Origin of the sequence: Enterobacter cloacae complex sp. IR53041 (genome assembly GCF_049238285.1) — a bacterium.
GTDB lineage: Bacteria > Pseudomonadota > Gammaproteobacteria > Enterobacterales > Enterobacteriaceae > Enterobacter > Enterobacter roggenkampii.
Genome location: NZ_JBMKHB010000018.1, coordinates 72,054 through 87,130, shown reverse-complemented (window position 1 = coordinate 87,130; position 15,077 = coordinate 72,054). Strand labels below are relative to the sequence as shown.

Here is a 15,077-nt window from a genome sequence, read left to right as displayed (position 1 = left end):
ATGAAACTCTCCGTCTCACCGCCCCCGTATGAGGGTGCGCCCGTGGTGGTCCTTATTGCCGGTCTCGGCGGCAGCGGCAGCTACTGGCTGCCCCAGCTGGCCGCGCTGGAACCCGAGTATCAGGTGGTGTGTTATGACCAGCGCGGAACGGGCAATAACCCCGACGCCCTGCCGGAAGGCTACAGCCTGGCACAGATGGCGGACGAACTGGCCCAGGCGCTGGCTGAGGCCGGGATTGCCCGCTACAGCGTCGTCGGCCATGCGCTGGGGGCACTGGTCGGCCTGCAGCTGGCCCTCGACCGCCCCGACGCCCTCACCGCGCTGGTGTGCGTCAACGGCTGGTTGACCCTCAGCGCGCATACCCGCCGCTGCTTTCAGATCCGCGAGCGCCAGCTGCATTACGGCGGCCCGCAGGCGTGGGTTGAGGCGCAGCCGCTGTTTCTCTACCCGGCAGACTGGATGGCCGCTCGCGCCCCCCGTCTGGAGGCCGAAGAAGCGCTGGCGCTGGCCCATTTCCAGGGCAAAGCCAACCTGCTGCACCGGCTCAGCGCCCTGAAAAAGGCCGACTTCAGCCGCCACGCCGCACGCATCCGCTGCCCGGTCCAGATCATTTGTTCCGCCGACGACATGCTGGTGCCCTCTGTCTGCTCGTCTGAGCTGCAGGCGGCCATCCCGCACAGCCACAGCGCGGTGATGCGTCAGGGCGGCCATGCCTGCAACGTCACCGAGCCGGACACCTTCAACACCCTGCTGCTGAACGGGCTGGCCAGCCTGCTGCACAGTCATGAACACGCTTTATAAGGAGCCTTAATGAGCGAAGCCATTACCCCCGCCGCGCTGGAAACCCTGTTCACCGGCGCCCGCACCCATAACGGCTGGCAGGATATTGCCGTCACCGACGAGACGCTGCGCGAAATCTACGACCTGATGAAATGGGGGCCAACCTCGGCCAACTGCTCCCCGGCACGGATTGTGTTTGTGCGAAGCGCGGAAGGAAAAGAGAAGCTGCGCCCGGCGCTCTCCAGCGGCAATCTGGAGAAAACGCTCACCGCCCCGGTCACGGCGATTGTCGCCTGGGACAGTGAATTCTACGAACGCCTGCCTGAACTGTTCCCGCACGGCGATGCCAGAAGCTGGTTTACCGCAAGCCCCGCCCTGGCGGAAGAGACCGCCTTTCGCAACAGCTCGCTGCAGGCCGGCTACCTGATTTTCGCCTGTCGCGCGCTGGGGCTGGACACCGGCCCGATGTCGGGCTTTGACCGCCAAAAGGTCGACGAGGCCTTTTTCATCGGCACGACGCTTAAAAGCAATCTTCTGATCAACATTGGCTACGGCGACCCGGGCAAACTTTACGGGCGCCTGCCGCGCCTGTCCTTCGACGATGCCTGCGGGCTGGCGTAAGGAGCGATCATGACGACACCGGATAAGCAAACCTTTCGCGACGCAATGGCCTGCGTTGGCGCGGCGGTGAACATCATCACCACCGACGGCCCGGCGGGGCTGGCAGGCTTCACCGCCAGCGCGGTGTGCAGCGTTACGGATTCACCGCCCACCCTGCTGGTGTGCCTGAACCGCGGCGCGTCCGTCTGGCCGACGTTCAGCGAAAACCGCACCCTTTGCGTGAATACCCTCAGCGCCGGACAGGAGCCGCTCTCAAACCTGTTTGGCGGCAAAACGCCCATGGAAGAACGCTTCGCCGCCGCCCGCTGGCAGACGGGCGACACGGGCTGTCCGCGTCTGGAGGATGCGCTGGCCTCGTTTGACTGCCGCATCAGCCAGGTGGTGAGCGTCGGCACCCATGACATTCTGTTCTGCGACATCGTTTCGATTATTCGCCACCCGGCGCCGCAAGGGCTGGTGTGGTTTGACCGCGGCTACCACGCGCTGATGCGACCCGCCTGTTAAGGCGCTCTAAGGAGACAGACCATGTTCGGATTTCCCCACTGGCAGTTGAAATCGACCTCCACAGAAGCTGGCGTGGTCGCGCCGGATGAACGCCTCCCGCTCGGGCAGACGATGGTGATGGGCGTCCAGCACGCGGTCGCCATGTTTGGCGCCACGGTGCTAATGCCGATGCTGATGGGACTCGATCCCAACCTCTCGATTCTGATGTCCGGTATCGGCACCCTGCTGTTCTTTTTTGTCACCGGCGGGCGCGTGCCCAGCTATCTCGGCTCCAGCGCCGCCTTTGTCGGGGTGGTCATCGCCACCACCGGGTTTAACGGCCAGGGAATCAACCCCAACCTGAGCGTGGCCCTCGGCGGCATCATCGCCTGCGGTCTGGTGTATACCCTGATTGGTCTGGTGGTGATGAAGATCGGCACGCGCTGGATCGAACGCATGATGCCCCCCGTCGTCACCGGCGCGGTAGTAATGGCGATCGGTCTGAACCTTGCGCCGATTGCGGTGAAAAGCGTCTCCGGCTCGCCCTTTGAAAGCTGGATGGCCGTCGTGACCGTGCTGTGCATCGGTCTGGTGGCGGTCTTTACGCGGGGCATGATCCAGCGGCTGCTGATCCTGGTCGGGTTGATTGTCGCCTGTCTGGTATATGCCCTGCTGGCGAACGTTTTTGGTCTCGGCAAGCCGGTTGATTTTACGCTGCTGCATCAGGCCGCCTGGTTCGGCCTGCCGCAGATCACCTCCCCCACCTTTAACACCCAGGCGATGATGCTCATCGCCCCTGTCGCCGTTATCCTGGTGGCGGAAAACCTGGGTCACCTGAAGGCGGTCGCGGGGATGACCGGACGCAGCATGGACCCGTATATGGGCCGCGCGTTCGTCGGCGACGGGCTGGCGACCATGCTCTCCGGTTCCGTGGGCGGCAGCGGCGTTACCACCTATGCCGAGAATATCGGCGTGATGGCGGTGACCAAAGTCTATTCGACGCTGGTCTTCGTGGCGGCAGCGGTGATGGCGATGCTGCTCGGCTTCTCGCCGAAATTCGGCGCGCTGATCCATACCATTCCGTCACCGGTCATCGGCGGGGCATCAATCGTGGTGTTTGGGCTGATCGCCGTGGCCGGGGCGCGCATCTGGGTGCAGCATCGCGTCGACCTTAGTCAGAATGGCAACCTGATTATGGTGGCGGTCACGCTGGTGCTGGGCGCGGGCGATTTTGCCCTGACGCTGGGCGGGTTTACGATCGGCGGGATTGGCACGGCGACCTTCGGCGCGATCCTGCTTAACGCCCTGCTGAGCCGCCGGATGGCCGCTGCGCCGCAGGGCGAGGTGGTGCGTCAGGAGTCGTGAAATCTCAATGTCGGGTGACGGAGATGCCTTACCCGACCTTTATGTTCGCTAAGAACACCTTTATGTCAGGCAATCACGCCTGCTCAAACAGTCGTTCGATAGATTTTGTAGGAAAGAAAAGAGAATGGCTGTTTTCATCCGTCAGCGGAATAAAGCCCTGCTTCAGATAAAATTGTTTTGCCTGGTCGTTGAGTGCATCAACAAATATTCCGTGTACGCCCACCGCCTGCGATGCCAGATAGACAACCCGCATGGCATGCGTGACGAGCGTCGTTCCCCACTCCAGCCCCTGTAAGTCTTTATGTATCGCCAGACGTCCCAGCGTTACGCTCGGTACGTTGCTATAAGGGATCCGACGCTGCTGAGTCTTAGAAGGCAGCATCGCTTTTTCAAAGCAACTACCAGACAACGTGTAATAGCCCAGGACTCGCGGACCATCGCGATCTTTAAGCAAATAGCCTCGTAAAATACGCCCATTGTGCTGACGCACCAGATGTTCTGTGAGGAAGACATTTAGCGAGGGTTCACCACAATCGAAGTCCCTGAAATCATAGTCTTTTCCCTCTGAAAACATTTCGATCGTGAGATTGTCCACGACGCTTCACTCCATGTTTCGAAGACGTTTCGCCGCTCGCTTCAGGCGTTCATTTGGCTCTGGTGGATTGTCGATGGCATCCATCACCGCATTCCAGGATGCTTCGTTTAATACGAGACGGCGGTGCTGCTCGATGACTTCCGCTGCCCGCTCTGACGCACTGTTCACCATAAACTGGGTGATCGTTTGATTCGTCATCGCTGCCGCTTCTTCAATCATTGTTTTGTCTTCGTCCGTTAAGCGAAGATCGATACGCTGTTTTTTCAGTGCTGGCATGGTTTACTTCACCGTGTACGGTATTTATCCGTACACATCGTAGATAAACCCGTCTATTTTTTCAATCTAAACCTTCTTCAGCAGTCATGTCGCTCACCGGGTTCCGACGCTTTCTGAGCTTCAACTCGCTCACCAGCACCCCGGCGACAATAAACGCCGCGCCCACCAGGGCCAGCAGCGGCAGACGTTCCCCGGCCAGTCGCCCGAAAATGCCTGCCCAGACCGGTTCGCCGGTGTAGATGACCGTTGCTCGCGTTGGCGATACGCTGCGCTGTGCCCAGTTCATGGTGACCTGGATAATGGCGCTGAAGATACCGAGCCCCAGCGCCACCACGACCAGGCCGGTAGACATCGGCGGCACGGACTCCCCTGCCGGCACCATGGTCGCAAAGGCCACCAGCGAGGCCGTGGCGAGCTGCACCACCGTCACCCGCTTAACGTCGACTTTGCCCGCCCAGGCGCTGATCAGAATAATTTCTGCCGCAATGGCAATCGCCCCAATCAGGGTGATGATTTCACCCGGCCCCAGCGCCAGGAGATTGTTTTCCGGCCCGGCAAGCAAAATCAGGCCGATAAACGCCAGCACGATGCCAATACAGGACATCAGACCCGGCAGCCGCCCCAGGCACAGCCATTGCAGTAGCGGCACCAGCGGCACATACATGGCAGTGATAAACGCGGATTTGCTGCTGGAGATGGTCTGCAATCCCCACGTCTGCAGGCTGTAGCCCATGGCTATCGCCACCCCAATCGCCACGCCCGCCTTAAGCTCTTTCAGCGTCAGACCCCGCAGCGTTTTAAGGGATATTAGCCCCACGGCTAACGCCGCCGTCGCAAAGCGAAGGCCGACAAAGAAGAACGGATCGCTGAGGGTCACCGCGTACTGAACGGCCAGAAACGTCCCGCCCCAAAACATGGTGATGAGAATGAGGATGGCTTCCTGTGGTTTTACGGAGAACTTAAAGCGTGAGACAGACATGCGGCACCAGCAAATGAGAACAATTCTGTAGTGTGCGTTGCCTTTGGTTACAGTTCAATGTTGCAGAAATAAAAAAACCGCCGGGGGAAACCCGGCGGCAGGGAGTCAACCTGGCGAATTACTTATTACCGCCATGGCTGTTTTTCCCCCCTTTCTTGCCAGCCTCAGATGCGCGCTGAGGGTCATTTTTAAAATTCCCCCCGCTATGCTGGCCACCTTTACGGCCTGCTTCTGATGCTCTTTCACGGTCTTCTGCGAAATTACCTGAACCACCACGATGGTTTGCCATCTCTAACCTCCAGAGTGTGAAACATTAGACATCATATTGCATTCAGTAAAAGAGGATTCTTTCACCTCGCGGCTCAAGGACAACGCCTTTATCTGTGCCGCGTGAAACTAAGCCTAGTGGAATGAGGTTATCCGGCAAGCCGAAGGTAATATCCTGCAACATGATCTCAGTCTTTCGGGTGAGATGACGCGGCGGTAATTCATAAGCCTTTCTTATCATTTTAAAAATCCGCACCGGGAAAGTTGTATCATTTTGCTACAAAGCCATTTTTCTCCTCATGTTGTTATAAATCAAATAAATGGCGTTCATTTTTGCAGTCTGGCTGTGATGACATATCTTTAAAAGAGCGCAGCGATCCGCTGTCAGAGAAACCAACGAGGAGTGAAGCAAAATGGCAAAAGTTCTGGTGCTCTATTATTCCATGTATGGACACATTGAAACCATGGCTCACGCGGTAGCAGAAGGTGCAAACAGGGTTGACGGCGTTGAGGTTGTGGTGAAACGCGTACCGGAAACCATGCAGGCGGAAGCCTTCGCGAAAGCCGGGGGAAAAACACAAAACGCCCCGGTCGCCACCCCGCAGGAGCTGGCGGATTATGATGCCATTATCTTCGGCACCCCAACCCGCTTCGGCAATATGTCAGGCCAGATGCGCACCTTCCTCGATCAAACCGGCGGACTTTGGGCATCCGGGGCGCTCTACGGCAAACTCGCCAGCGTATTCAGCTCTACCGGGACCGGCGGCGGTCAGGAGCAGACGATTACCTCAACCTGGACTACCCTTGCTCATCACGGGATGGTGATTGTGCCAATTGGCTACGGCGCGCAGGAGCTGTTTGATATTTCCCAGGTGCGCGGCGGTACGCCGTACGGTGCAACCACCATTGCCGGTGGGGATGGTTCACGCCAGCCAAGCAATGAAGAACTGTCTATCGCCCGCTATCAGGGTGAATACGTCGCGGGTCTGGCCAAAAAACTCAACGGCTAACACCCAACAGGAGGACAAGCATGCCAACTCAAGAATCCAAAGCTCACCACGTGGGCGAATGGGCAAGTTTACGCAACACCTCTCCGGAGATTGCCGAAGCTATCTTTGAAGTCGCGAAATACGATGAAAAGCTGGCAGAGCAGATTTGGGAAGAAGGCAACGATGAAGTGCTGGTGCGCGCCTTCGAAAAAACGGACAAAGACTCGCTCTTCTGGGGTGAGCAAACCATCGAACGTAAAAACGTTTAAGCGTTTCCCCCCGCCATCACGCGGGGGGTTCTCTCTTACTTCGCCGCGTTATTCATCACCGCATTGAATTTATCAACAGGACAGAAGCCGTTCGCATCCACCGGACAGCCCTTCAGCTCCAGCGTCACGCGCTGCGCCGGAGACTGCAGCGACAGCACGCTGGCGTTGCGCAGCTGCTCTGAGCTCTGATAGACATACTCAATTTTCATCAGCTCCTGGTTCGCATTTTTGTCATGCCAGCGCTGGAAGACAATCTTGCCGCCAATCGGGGTGCGCTCCTGCTGGTCGTGCAGCTGGTACGGTTTGAAATCGAGGGCGGTGAGCAGGGAAGCAATGTTCGAATCATGCCCCACCAGCAGGGTGATCTTTGGCGCTTTCGCCTGCTCGGTGACCAGCGTTTTATCGATATACTTCACCAGCGGTTTCGCCACGTTTTGCGCCACCTCGGTAGAGGTAAACAGCGAGTCCTGATAGCCGTTTTTCAGCTTCGACAGCACGCGCCACTGCTGGTCGGTTTTGATTTCACCCCAGGCGACCTGGTCGGCCGGGAAGCCTTCGTAATACTGCAGCGTGAACGCGTCCACCAGCGAGTTACCCACCTTCAGCGGCCCGGAAACGCCGGGCTCTTTTTCATAGTCGGCGCTGAAGGTATCTTTCGCGTCCGCCAGCGAGCAGACCTTTTTCTCTTTGCAGGACGGCGAGTCGGCGTAGTTGGTCATCTGCTCCAGCAGCTTGTAGCTTTCACCAAGCTGCATTTTCTCCCGCTCGGACTCCATCGCCTTGAGCGCTTTTTCGCGGAATTCCGGCGAGTTATCGGTAATCACCGGATTGAATGTCGGGTCCATGGTGCCCATTTTTTCCTGATGGTGCACGGGCACATCGCAGCCCGGGAACGCGCCGGTAATGAAGAACTGCGCGGTGGCGACGGTGCGCTGCAGGCTGTTGGCGTAAGCATAAACGCTATCCGCCGGTGGACATTCTCCCGTCTTCACCATCCCCTGCTGCGCCAGCCACTCGCGCATGTAGTGCCCCATATACACCTCCAGCACGCCACCTTTGGTGGTGAGCTGGCCGCCCGGCACTTCCCACTCCGGCCACTGCTTCGGCGTGGACTGCTCCAGCACGCTGCCGTTATTGGCCAGCGGCGCGCGCAGGTTGTGACGGCTCATGATTAAAACTTGCTCCAGCTGATACCCTTCCGGCGTCTCTTGCGCCTGTACGCCAAACGTTGCTGAAATGGAACCGGCGACTGCCAGCGCGAGTAGTGCTTTTCTCATCCCTAATTCCTCACTCGTTTTAAAATGTCGCGTTCAGTGTGACAGGTTCGTCACAATTTTCCGGGAAGCATTTCTCAAACTGATGATTAACGTGCTTACGGAGTGTGCCAATTAGTTTTATAATAAAACCACACCCCACCGGAGAATTCGCTGTGAAACGTACCCGCCTTGAAGAGAGCACCTGCCCCGTCGCCCGTTCGCTGGATATCATCGGCGACTGGTGGTCGCTGCTGATCGTTCGCGACGCGCTTCGCGGTATTAAACGCTTCGGCGAGTTTCAGAAAAGCCTCGGTATCGCGAAAAACATGCTGACCACGCGGCTCAAGCTGCTGGTGGACGAAGGCATCCTCCGGCTTCAGCCCGCCTCCGACGGCAGCGCCTGGCAGGAATACGTCCTGACCGACAAGGGACGCGCCCTGCAAACCGTGCTGGTTGCCTTGTCCCAGTGGGGCAATGAATTTTTGTTCGCGGAAAACGAATGCGGCACCGTTCTCGTCGATAGCGAACAGCGCAAACCGCTGCGAAAACTGATGCTTATCGCTGACGACGGGCGCGAACTGACGCCTGACGAGATCGTAGCCAAACTCCCCTCCTGAGCCCACCCGCCAGGCAAAAGCAAAAAAATCTCGCCAGTGTGGTTGCATTATAAAACCAAATAGCAGAGAGTTAATTCAGTTTCATATTGAAACCAAATAACCCACTTTGCCTGAGGTAATGCATTATGACTACGCAAATCACCACCGCCCTGATCACGGGTGCCTCTTCCGGGATCGGTGCCGTCTATGCCGATCGCCTTGCCGCGCGCGGTGCCAACCTGGTCCTGGTCGCCCGCCGCGAGGATCGCCTGAAAACCCTCGCCGCCGACCTGCGCGCGCGCTACGGCGTGGCCGTCGATATTCTGGTGGCCGATCTCACCGATGAAGCCGGGATCCGCGCGGTGGAAGAGGAACTGCGCAGCAATACCGCCATTGATACGCTGGTTAACAACGCGGGCACCGCGCAGATGGCGCCGTTCCTAGCGGGCGAGGTGGCGCAGCATCAGGCCATCAATACCCTCAACACCACGGCGCTGATGCGGCTGACCTACGCCATTCTCCCGCGACTGGCGCGGAACAATCGCGGCACGCTGATCAATATCGCCTCGGTGTTATCGCTCCATGTCCGTGCGGGCAGCGCGCTCTACAGCGCCACCAAGGCCTGGGTACTGAGCTTTACCCGCGGACTGCAGGAAGAATTTGCCGACAGCAGCGTGCGCATTCAGGCCGTGCTGCCCGCCGCGACCGCGACGGAGATCTGGAGCCATTCTGGCGTCACGGTGGACGATCTGCCGGAAGGATCGGTGATGACCACCGACGATATGGTGGATGCGTCACTGGCGGGGCTGGATCAGGGCGAACCGATCACCATCCCGCCGATGCATGACGTCAGCCTGTGGGACCGCTACGAAGCGGCACGCCTCGAGCTGTTTAACAGCGCGCGCACCGGCATCCCGGCTCCGCGCTACGTAAAGCAGTAGCCTAACGCTCCAGCTGGTCGCCGTACTCGCTCATCCAGGCGGCCAGCGGAGAGAGTGCATCCTGCAGGGTTAACCCCAGCCCGGTAATCTGATACTCCACGCGCGGCGGGATCTCCGGGTAGACCGTCCGCGTCACCAGCCCGCGCTGTTCAAACAGGCGCAGCTGCTTCGTCAGCTCTTTCTGGGTAATGGGGGCAGCCGCCCGCAGCAGATCGCCGAAGCGGACAGGCGTGTTAATCACAATAAGACGATAAAGGATCGGGATTGCCCATTTGCCGGAAATCAGATTTACAAACTGCGTCATCGGGCAGGTATAGGCCTCAGATTTTTTTTCACAGCACTCACCCAGCATTTCTGCCATAGCACACCTCTTGCCTCTTTAGTATCCATTTGGTACCTGGTTTCCTTTCGATACTAACGTTTCTATAGTGCTTTCTCCAGTGACATTTCAGGAGAAGAACATGGGTCGTTTAACCGATAAGTATACGTTGATTACCGGCGGCACCAGCGGCATCGGTCTTGCCACCGCGCAGGCGTTTATCGCCGAAGGCGCCCGCGTCGCCGTGACCGGACGCAACCCGGACACCCTCGCCGAAGCTGAGCGCATTCTGGGCGATAAGGCCTGGGTGATCCCGACCGATGCGGGCGATATCACCTCGCAAAAAGCGCTGGCGGAAACCCTCGCCGCCCGCTGGCCGCGCCTGGACGCGGTGTTTCTCAACGCCGGCGACGTGACGCACGCGCCGCTGGAAGCCTGGCAGGAAGAGGCCTGGGACCGTCTGATGAACATCAACCTGAAGGGGCCGTTCTTTTTAATCCAGGCGCTGCTGCCGCTGCTGAATAACCCGTCCTCGATAATCCTCTGCGGCTCCGTGAGCGCGCGCATCGGCCTGCCCACCAGCAGCGTGTATGCCGCGAGCAAGGCCGCCCTGCTGTCGCTGGCGCGCACGCTGTCGGCAGAGCTGCTGCCGCGCGGGATCCGCGTCAACGGCCTGAGCCCCGGTCCGGTGGAGACCCCGGCGTTTACGAAAACGGGCTTAAGCGACGAGGCGCTTAACGCGATGATGGCGGAAATCATCAAGCTGGTGCCGCTCGGCAGAATGGGCTCGGCGACGGAGCTGGCAAAAGCCGCGCTCTATCTGGCCTCCGACGAGTCGAGCTACACGGTGGGAACGGAGCTGCTGGTGGACGGCGGCATGGGAAGTCTGTAATTCAAAAGGCGCTGATGCCGGTGACCGCGCCGACATACAGCGCCGCCCACGCGCAGGCGGAAAGCAGGCTGACGGCGTAGACTTTGACGGCGTTAAGCCTGAGCATCCCCGCCGCCAGCGGCACGACATAGCGCAACACCGCCAGAAAGCGCGACGTAAACAGGGCGATGACGCCGTTTTTTTGCAGCTGATGCTGAACCCGTAAAAACGTAGCGGCATGCTTCGCCGTAAAGCGCGCGACCAGCCGGGTGTGCCCCATCAGCTGGCCGATATGGTAATTCAGCATCGAACCTGCCGTCGCCCCCATCACCACGGCGAGCCACGTCAGCACCGGATGCATGCTCCCCTGGCTGACGCCGATGCCCGCCAGCAGCATCACCGAGGCGGGCGGCAGCACGGAGGAGATCAGCACCGTGGACTTGCTCAGCGCCATCACAAATAACAGCGCGAACAGATGTGCCGGATACAGCGCAAAATGATTCAGCAGATTATCAAGCCACGCCATTTTCTCTCCTCCGTTAATTATTTAATCCTCCATTTAAAGTGAATAAACCTAAATAAAGCCTCAACATTTTATTAATAATATTTATCTAAACCGTTCTTAAACATTATTTAATTTTCTGAGCGCTAAATTTAAACAGGCGTATTATCCCTCTCGTTTTACAACGATCTCGTTATGGCGAGGCTCCTGTACAAATACACGTTATCGCTCTGGTAGGTTCGAGAGAACCGGCACAGGGTAAAACAGGCACTGTCGAATCAAGGCTTTGTCAGTATAACTTCCCTTACGGGATACGGTGTACAGTGCTGAACCCAGGACGTGGGGATCTCCTCTTCGACATGCCCTGTCTTGCTCGCCCCTGAGAGATGTTATTATTCAAAGGGAATTCACTATGTCTTACGCTATTCACAACCAAAACCAGGCATTCAATGACAGCGCGGTCGCGCAATATATGAATACCGATTTTATCGTCCTCGATATTGCATTATGCGTGGCGCTGGCGCGCGAGCAATTCTTCAAAAAATTAAAAGACGATGATATTCCGTCGCATATTTTTATTGAAGACAATGGCCGCCTTGCGGGGATGGTTGCCGTGCGCAAGCTGCTACAGACCACAGATACCGTACAGTCAATTAAAAGCCTGATGATTTCGCAGTTTTTGCAGGTCAAACCGGAGGATGAACGTGCCGATGTTGCAGGACTGCTGGCGCACGGCGACGCAGATGTCGTGCCCGTGGTGACCCACGGCAAACTCGTCGGCTGCCTGACCGAGCGCGAAATCGCCCATCTGCTGGAAGATGACGTCACCGAAGATGCCCAGCTTCAGGGGGCGACGCTGCCGCTGGAGAAGCCCTATCTGGAAACCAGCGCCTTCAGCCTGTGGAAGAAACGCTCCGTCTGGCTGCTGCTGCTGTTTGTCGCCGAAGCCTACACCAGCTCGGTCATTCAGCATTTTGAAGAGGCACTGGAGTCCGCCATCGCGCTGGCGTTCTTTATTCCGCTGCTGATCGGCACGGGCGGCAACAGCGGGACGCAGATCACCTCCACGCTGGTGCGCGCCATGGCGCTGGGTGAAGTTCATCTGCGCGACGTGGGCCGCGTGCTGCGCAAAGAGATGACCACCTCGCTGATGATTGCCGTGACGCTCGGCATTGCCGGGTGCATTCGCGCCTGGATGATGGGGATCGGGCTGGAGATTACGCTCATCGTCAGCCTGACGCTGGTGTGCATTACGCTGTGGAGCGCGATTGTCTCGTCCGTCATTCCGATGGTGCTCAAGCGCTGCGGTATTGACCCGGCGGTCGTCTCCGCGCCGTTTATCGCGACGCTGATCGACGGTACCGGGCTGATTATCTACTTTAAGATCGCGCAATATACGCTGGGGCTGGAGTGATGTGATTCCTTGCCGGGTGGCGCTGCCGCTTACCCGGCCTACCCATCCCGTAGGCCCGTGCAAGCGCAGCGCCGCCGGGCAACAATCAGATCGCACCAAGCGCTCTCACCGCCTGCCCAAATGCCTCAATCGCGAGGGCAACATCCTCAGCCATCACCGATTCCGCCGGATGGTGGCTTATCCCGCCCTTACAGCGCACAAACAGCATCCCCGCCGGCCAGCGTTCCGCAAGGGCGATGGTGTCATGCCCGGCGCCGCTGGGCAGAGATAACGAGCGCCCCTGCACCGATTCAACCGCGTCGCCCAGCAGGCGCTGCAAACGCGCATCGCACGGCGTGGCGGCGATCCGGTAAAACTCCTCGGCGCTGAAGCTCAGCCCGCGACGGGCGGCGATCGCCTGCGCCTGCGCCAGCAGTTCAGCGAGCAGCGCGTCCAGCGGGGCATCCTGCGGGCCGCGAATATCCAGCGAGAGCGCAACCTCGCCGGGGATGACGTTCACCGCGCCGGGCAGGCAGCGCAGTTCTCCGACCGTTGCCACCCGGTTGCCGCCCTGCTGCCGGGTGGTGTTTTCAATCAGCACCATCCACTCGGCGGCGGCGGCCAGAGCATCCTTACGATGGTTCATCGGCACGGTACCGGCGTGCCCGGCCTCGCCGGTGAAGCGGCAGTTGAGGCGGCGCGCGCCGTTGATGGCTTCCACCACGCCCAGCGCCAGCCCTTCCTGCTCCAGACACGGTCCCTGTTCGATATGCAGTTCCAGACAGGCGCTGAAATCCTCCTGATGGCGTGCCGCGAGCGCCACGCGAGTGGGATCGAGCCCCGCCTGCACCATCGCCTGCGCCACGCTGATGCCCTGGGCATCGCACGTCTCCAGCCAGCCCTGCGGCCAGGTTCCCGTCAGACCACGGCTGCCCAGCAGGGTGATACCAAAACGGGTCCCCTCTTCGTCGCCAAAGCCGACAATCTCGATGGCCTGCGCCAGATGCCGCCCCTGCTGGTGCAGGCTGTCCACCACTTCGATGGCGGTGAGCACCCCGAGCATGCCGTCGTAGCGCCCGGCGTTGCGTACGGTGTCCAGATGCGAGCCGAGCAGCACCGCCTGCGCACCCTCCTGCGCGCCCTCGTAGCGTCCACAGATATTGCCCACGCTGTCCTGCCAGACGGTCATGCCCGCCTGGCGCATCCACTCCCCAACCAGCTGGTTGGCCTGGAGATGCTGCGTGGAGAGATAGACCCGCGTCAGGCCGTCCGGGGTTTCGCTGATGGCGGCCAGCGCGTCGGCGCGCGCCATCACCCGCTCTGCCGCCGGGCTCATTGCGGCGTCTCGCGACGATAGTGGTCCCACGCGGCCTGCATGGCGGCCCCCTGGGTGGTGGTGAATTTGAGGTAGTTCAGCACCGACTCCAGCGCGCTCAGGGTGGTCATCACGCAGTCCTTGCGCGCGTTATAGCCCATGGTGCCAATGCGCCACACCCTACCGTGCAGCGGGCCAAACGAGGTGCCGATTTCAATCCCGAAATCCTCCAGCATCAGCTTACGCACCAGGTCGCCGTTGATCCCCTGCGGGATGACCACGCCCAGCACGTTGTTCATCTTGTGCTTCAGGTCGCCGAAGGTCTCCAGCCCCATCGCCTGAATGCCCTTCAGCAGCGCATCGCCGTGCAGCCTGTGGCGCGCGATGCCGTTATCCAGCCCCTCCTGCAGGATCAGCCGCGCGCATTCGCGGGCGCCAAACAGCGCGGTAGTTGCTTCGGTGTGGTGGTTCAGCCGCTCCGGCCCCCAGTAGTCCATCACCATGCCGAGATCGAAGTAGTTGGAGTAGATCATCTCCTCTTCGCCGTCGCGGTGGGCGTCGGTGCGAATACCCTCCTCCACGCACTTGCGGCGACGGATTGCCTCTTCCATCCGCGCGCTCAGGGTGATCGGCGACGTGCCCGACGGGCCGCCGAGGCACTTCTGCATCCCGGCCGAGACGGCGTCCAGCCCCCAGGCGTCGGTCTCCAGGGCGTTACCGCCGAGCGACGCGGTGGCATCGGTGTAAAACAGCACGTCGTAGCGGCGGCAGATCGCGCCAAGCTCGGCGAGCGGCTGCAGCATGGTGGTGGAGGTGTCGCCCTGCACGGTCAGCAGCAGGCGCGGACGAATACGCTTAATCGCATCCTCCACCTGGTCCGGGGTAAACACCTCGCCCCACGGCACCTCGATGGTGTGCACCTCCGCGCGGCAGCGGCGGGCAATTTCGCACAGCAGGTGTCCAAAGCGGCCAAACACCGGCACCAGCACCTTATCGCCCGGGCGAATGGCGGAGACCAGAATGGCTTCAATCCCCGCGCGGGAGGTGCCGTCCACCAGCATCGTCCAGCGGTTTTCGGTGCGGAACACGCCGCGATAGAGCGCCATCACCTCGTTCATGTAGTGGGTCATGGCCGGATCGTACTGGCCGATCAGCTGGCTCGACATGGCGCGCAGCACGCGCGGGTCGGCGTTGATCGGGCCCGGCCCCATCAGCAGGCGCTGCGGCGGGTTGATTTGCGGAAAGTGTGCGATATCCATT

19 protein-coding genes and 1 riboswitch are annotated in these 15,077 nt (G+C 59.8%); of the genes, 10 read left to right on the top strand and 9 right to left on the bottom strand.

The genetic code is table 11. From position 1 onward, the window contains the following. Genes rutD through rutG form a run of 4 tightly spaced genes read left to right on the top strand, consistent with a single transcriptional unit; the run spans position 1 to position 3,249 of the window. Positions 1 to 801, top strand: a complete 801-nt coding sequence (gene rutD / locus ACOTXF_RS14420; RefSeq protein ID WP_316937073.1) for a pyrimidine utilization protein D — start codon at positions 1 to 3, stop codon at positions 799 to 801. Between the two features lie 9 nt (positions 802 to 810). Then, positions 811 to 1,401, top strand: coding sequence for a malonic semialdehyde reductase (locus ACOTXF_RS14415; protein WP_047745125.1), 591 nt, complete (start codon positions 811 to 813; stop codon positions 1,399 to 1,401). A 9-nt stretch (positions 1,402 to 1,410) separates the two neighbouring features. Then, positions 1,411 to 1,905, top strand: coding sequence for an NADH-dependent FMN reductase RutF (gene rutF / locus ACOTXF_RS14410; RefSeq protein WP_023292823.1), 495 nt, complete (start codon positions 1,411 to 1,413; stop codon positions 1,903 to 1,905). Between the two features lie 21 nt (positions 1,906 to 1,926). After that, entirely contained in the window at positions 1,927 to 3,249 is a 1,323-nt protein-coding gene (rutG, locus tag ACOTXF_RS14405; RefSeq protein ID WP_008499826.1) for a pyrimidine utilization transport protein G, read from the top strand. Between the two features lie 73 nt (positions 3,250 to 3,322). Here the strand turns inward: rutG and ACOTXF_RS14400 are convergent, their stop codons facing one another. The 4 genes from ACOTXF_RS14400 to ACOTXF_RS14385 form a co-directional block, all read right to left on the bottom strand. Next, positions 3,323 to 3,844: a GNAT family N-acetyltransferase gene (locus ACOTXF_RS14400; RefSeq protein ID WP_032651255.1), complete on the bottom strand. Its 522-nt coding sequence runs from the start codon at positions 3,842 to 3,844 to the stop codon at positions 3,323 to 3,325. 6 nt (positions 3,845 to 3,850) lie between these two features. Further along, positions 3,851 to 4,120, bottom strand: a complete 270-nt coding sequence (locus tag ACOTXF_RS14395; protein ID WP_008499829.1) for a DUF1778 domain-containing protein — start codon at positions 4,118 to 4,120, stop codon at positions 3,851 to 3,853. Between the two features lie 61 nt (positions 4,121 to 4,181). Continuing rightward, entirely contained in the window at positions 4,182 to 5,099 is a 918-nt protein-coding gene (locus tag ACOTXF_RS14390; RefSeq protein ID WP_023292825.1) for a DMT family transporter, read from the bottom strand. Positions 5,100 to 5,217: 118 nt separating this feature from the next. After that, positions 5,218 to 5,388 carry a general stress protein gene (locus ACOTXF_RS14385; RefSeq protein ID WP_013097201.1) on the bottom strand — a complete coding sequence of 57 codons (171 nt, stop codon included), beginning with the start codon at positions 5,386 to 5,388 and terminating at the stop codon, positions 5,218 to 5,220. A gap of 391 nt (positions 5,389 to 5,779) precedes the next feature. Here ACOTXF_RS14385 and wrbA point away from each other — a divergent pair, with 391 nt between their 5' ends. Beyond that, complete coding sequence (gene wrbA / locus ACOTXF_RS14380; RefSeq protein ID WP_008499831.1) at positions 5,780 to 6,376, top strand: NAD(P)H:quinone oxidoreductase; 597 nt, start codon at positions 5,780 to 5,782, stop codon at positions 6,374 to 6,376. 20 nt (positions 6,377 to 6,396) lie between these two features. Next, complete coding sequence (locus ACOTXF_RS14375; RefSeq protein WP_008499832.1) at positions 6,397 to 6,624, top strand: YccJ family protein; 228 nt, start codon at positions 6,397 to 6,399, stop codon at positions 6,622 to 6,624. A 35-nt stretch (positions 6,625 to 6,659) separates the two neighbouring features. Here the strand turns inward: ACOTXF_RS14375 and agp are convergent, their stop codons facing one another. Beyond that, positions 6,660 to 7,901 (bottom strand): bifunctional glucose-1-phosphatase/inositol phosphatase, encoded by a 1,242-nt coding sequence (gene agp / locus ACOTXF_RS14370; RefSeq protein WP_023343731.1) that lies wholly within the window; start codon positions 7,899 to 7,901, stop codon positions 6,660 to 6,662. A gap of 152 nt (positions 7,902 to 8,053) precedes the next feature. Between agp and ACOTXF_RS14365 the strand changes: the two genes are divergently transcribed. Continuing rightward, positions 8,054 to 8,497, top strand: coding sequence for a winged helix-turn-helix transcriptional regulator (locus ACOTXF_RS14365; protein WP_047745123.1), 444 nt, complete (start codon positions 8,054 to 8,056; stop codon positions 8,495 to 8,497). 125 nt (positions 8,498 to 8,622) lie between these two features. Further along, the gene (locus ACOTXF_RS14360) at positions 8,623 to 9,417 is read left to right on the top strand and encodes an SDR family NAD(P)-dependent oxidoreductase (RefSeq protein WP_023343730.1); all 795 of its coding nucleotides are present in this window, start codon (positions 8,623 to 8,625) and stop codon (positions 9,415 to 9,417) included. Between the two features lies 1 nt (position 9,418). Here the strand turns inward: ACOTXF_RS14360 and ACOTXF_RS14355 are convergent, their stop codons facing one another. Continuing rightward, complete coding sequence (locus tag ACOTXF_RS14355) at positions 9,419 to 9,778, bottom strand: winged helix-turn-helix transcriptional regulator (RefSeq protein ID WP_008499836.1); 360 nt, start codon at positions 9,776 to 9,778, stop codon at positions 9,419 to 9,421. A 100-nt stretch (positions 9,779 to 9,878) separates the two neighbouring features. Here ACOTXF_RS14355 and ACOTXF_RS14350 point away from each other — a divergent pair, with 100 nt between their 5' ends. Then, the gene (locus ACOTXF_RS14350; RefSeq protein ID WP_047745122.1) at positions 9,879 to 10,628 is read left to right on the top strand and encodes an SDR family oxidoreductase; all 750 of its coding nucleotides are present in this window, start codon (positions 9,879 to 9,881) and stop codon (positions 10,626 to 10,628) included. A 1-nt stretch (position 10,629) separates the two neighbouring features. On the opposite strand, the gene ACOTXF_RS14345 is transcribed toward ACOTXF_RS14350, so the two are convergent. Next, complete coding sequence (locus tag ACOTXF_RS14345; RefSeq protein ID WP_181518883.1) at positions 10,630 to 11,133, bottom strand: DedA family protein; 504 nt, start codon at positions 11,131 to 11,133, stop codon at positions 10,630 to 10,632. Between the two features lie 158 nt (positions 11,134 to 11,291). Next, positions 11,292 to 11,461, top strand: a riboswitch (M-box (ykoK) riboswitch). A gap of 60 nt (positions 11,462 to 11,521) precedes the next feature. Between ACOTXF_RS14345 and ACOTXF_RS14340 the strand changes: the two genes are divergently transcribed. After that, complete coding sequence (locus tag ACOTXF_RS14340) at positions 11,522 to 12,523, top strand: magnesium transporter (protein WP_045417180.1); 1,002 nt, start codon at positions 11,522 to 11,524, stop codon at positions 12,521 to 12,523. Positions 12,524 to 12,608: 85 nt separating this feature from the next. On the opposite strand, the gene hpxK is transcribed toward ACOTXF_RS14340, so the two are convergent. Both hpxK and ACOTXF_RS14330 read right to left on the bottom strand, forming a co-directional pair. After that, on the bottom strand, positions 12,609 to 13,838 hold the full coding sequence (gene hpxK, locus ACOTXF_RS14335; protein ID WP_047745120.1) for an allantoate amidohydrolase: 1,230 nt from the start codon (positions 13,836 to 13,838) through the stop codon (positions 12,609 to 12,611). Then, a complete protein-coding gene (locus tag ACOTXF_RS14330) occupies positions 13,835 to 15,076 on the bottom strand; it encodes a pyridoxal-phosphate-dependent aminotransferase family protein (protein ID WP_047745119.1) in 1,242 nt (413 codons plus the stop codon). Before ACOTXF_RS14330 ends, hpxK begins: the two co-directional genes overlap by 4 nt. Position 15,077 lies beyond the last annotated feature (1 nt).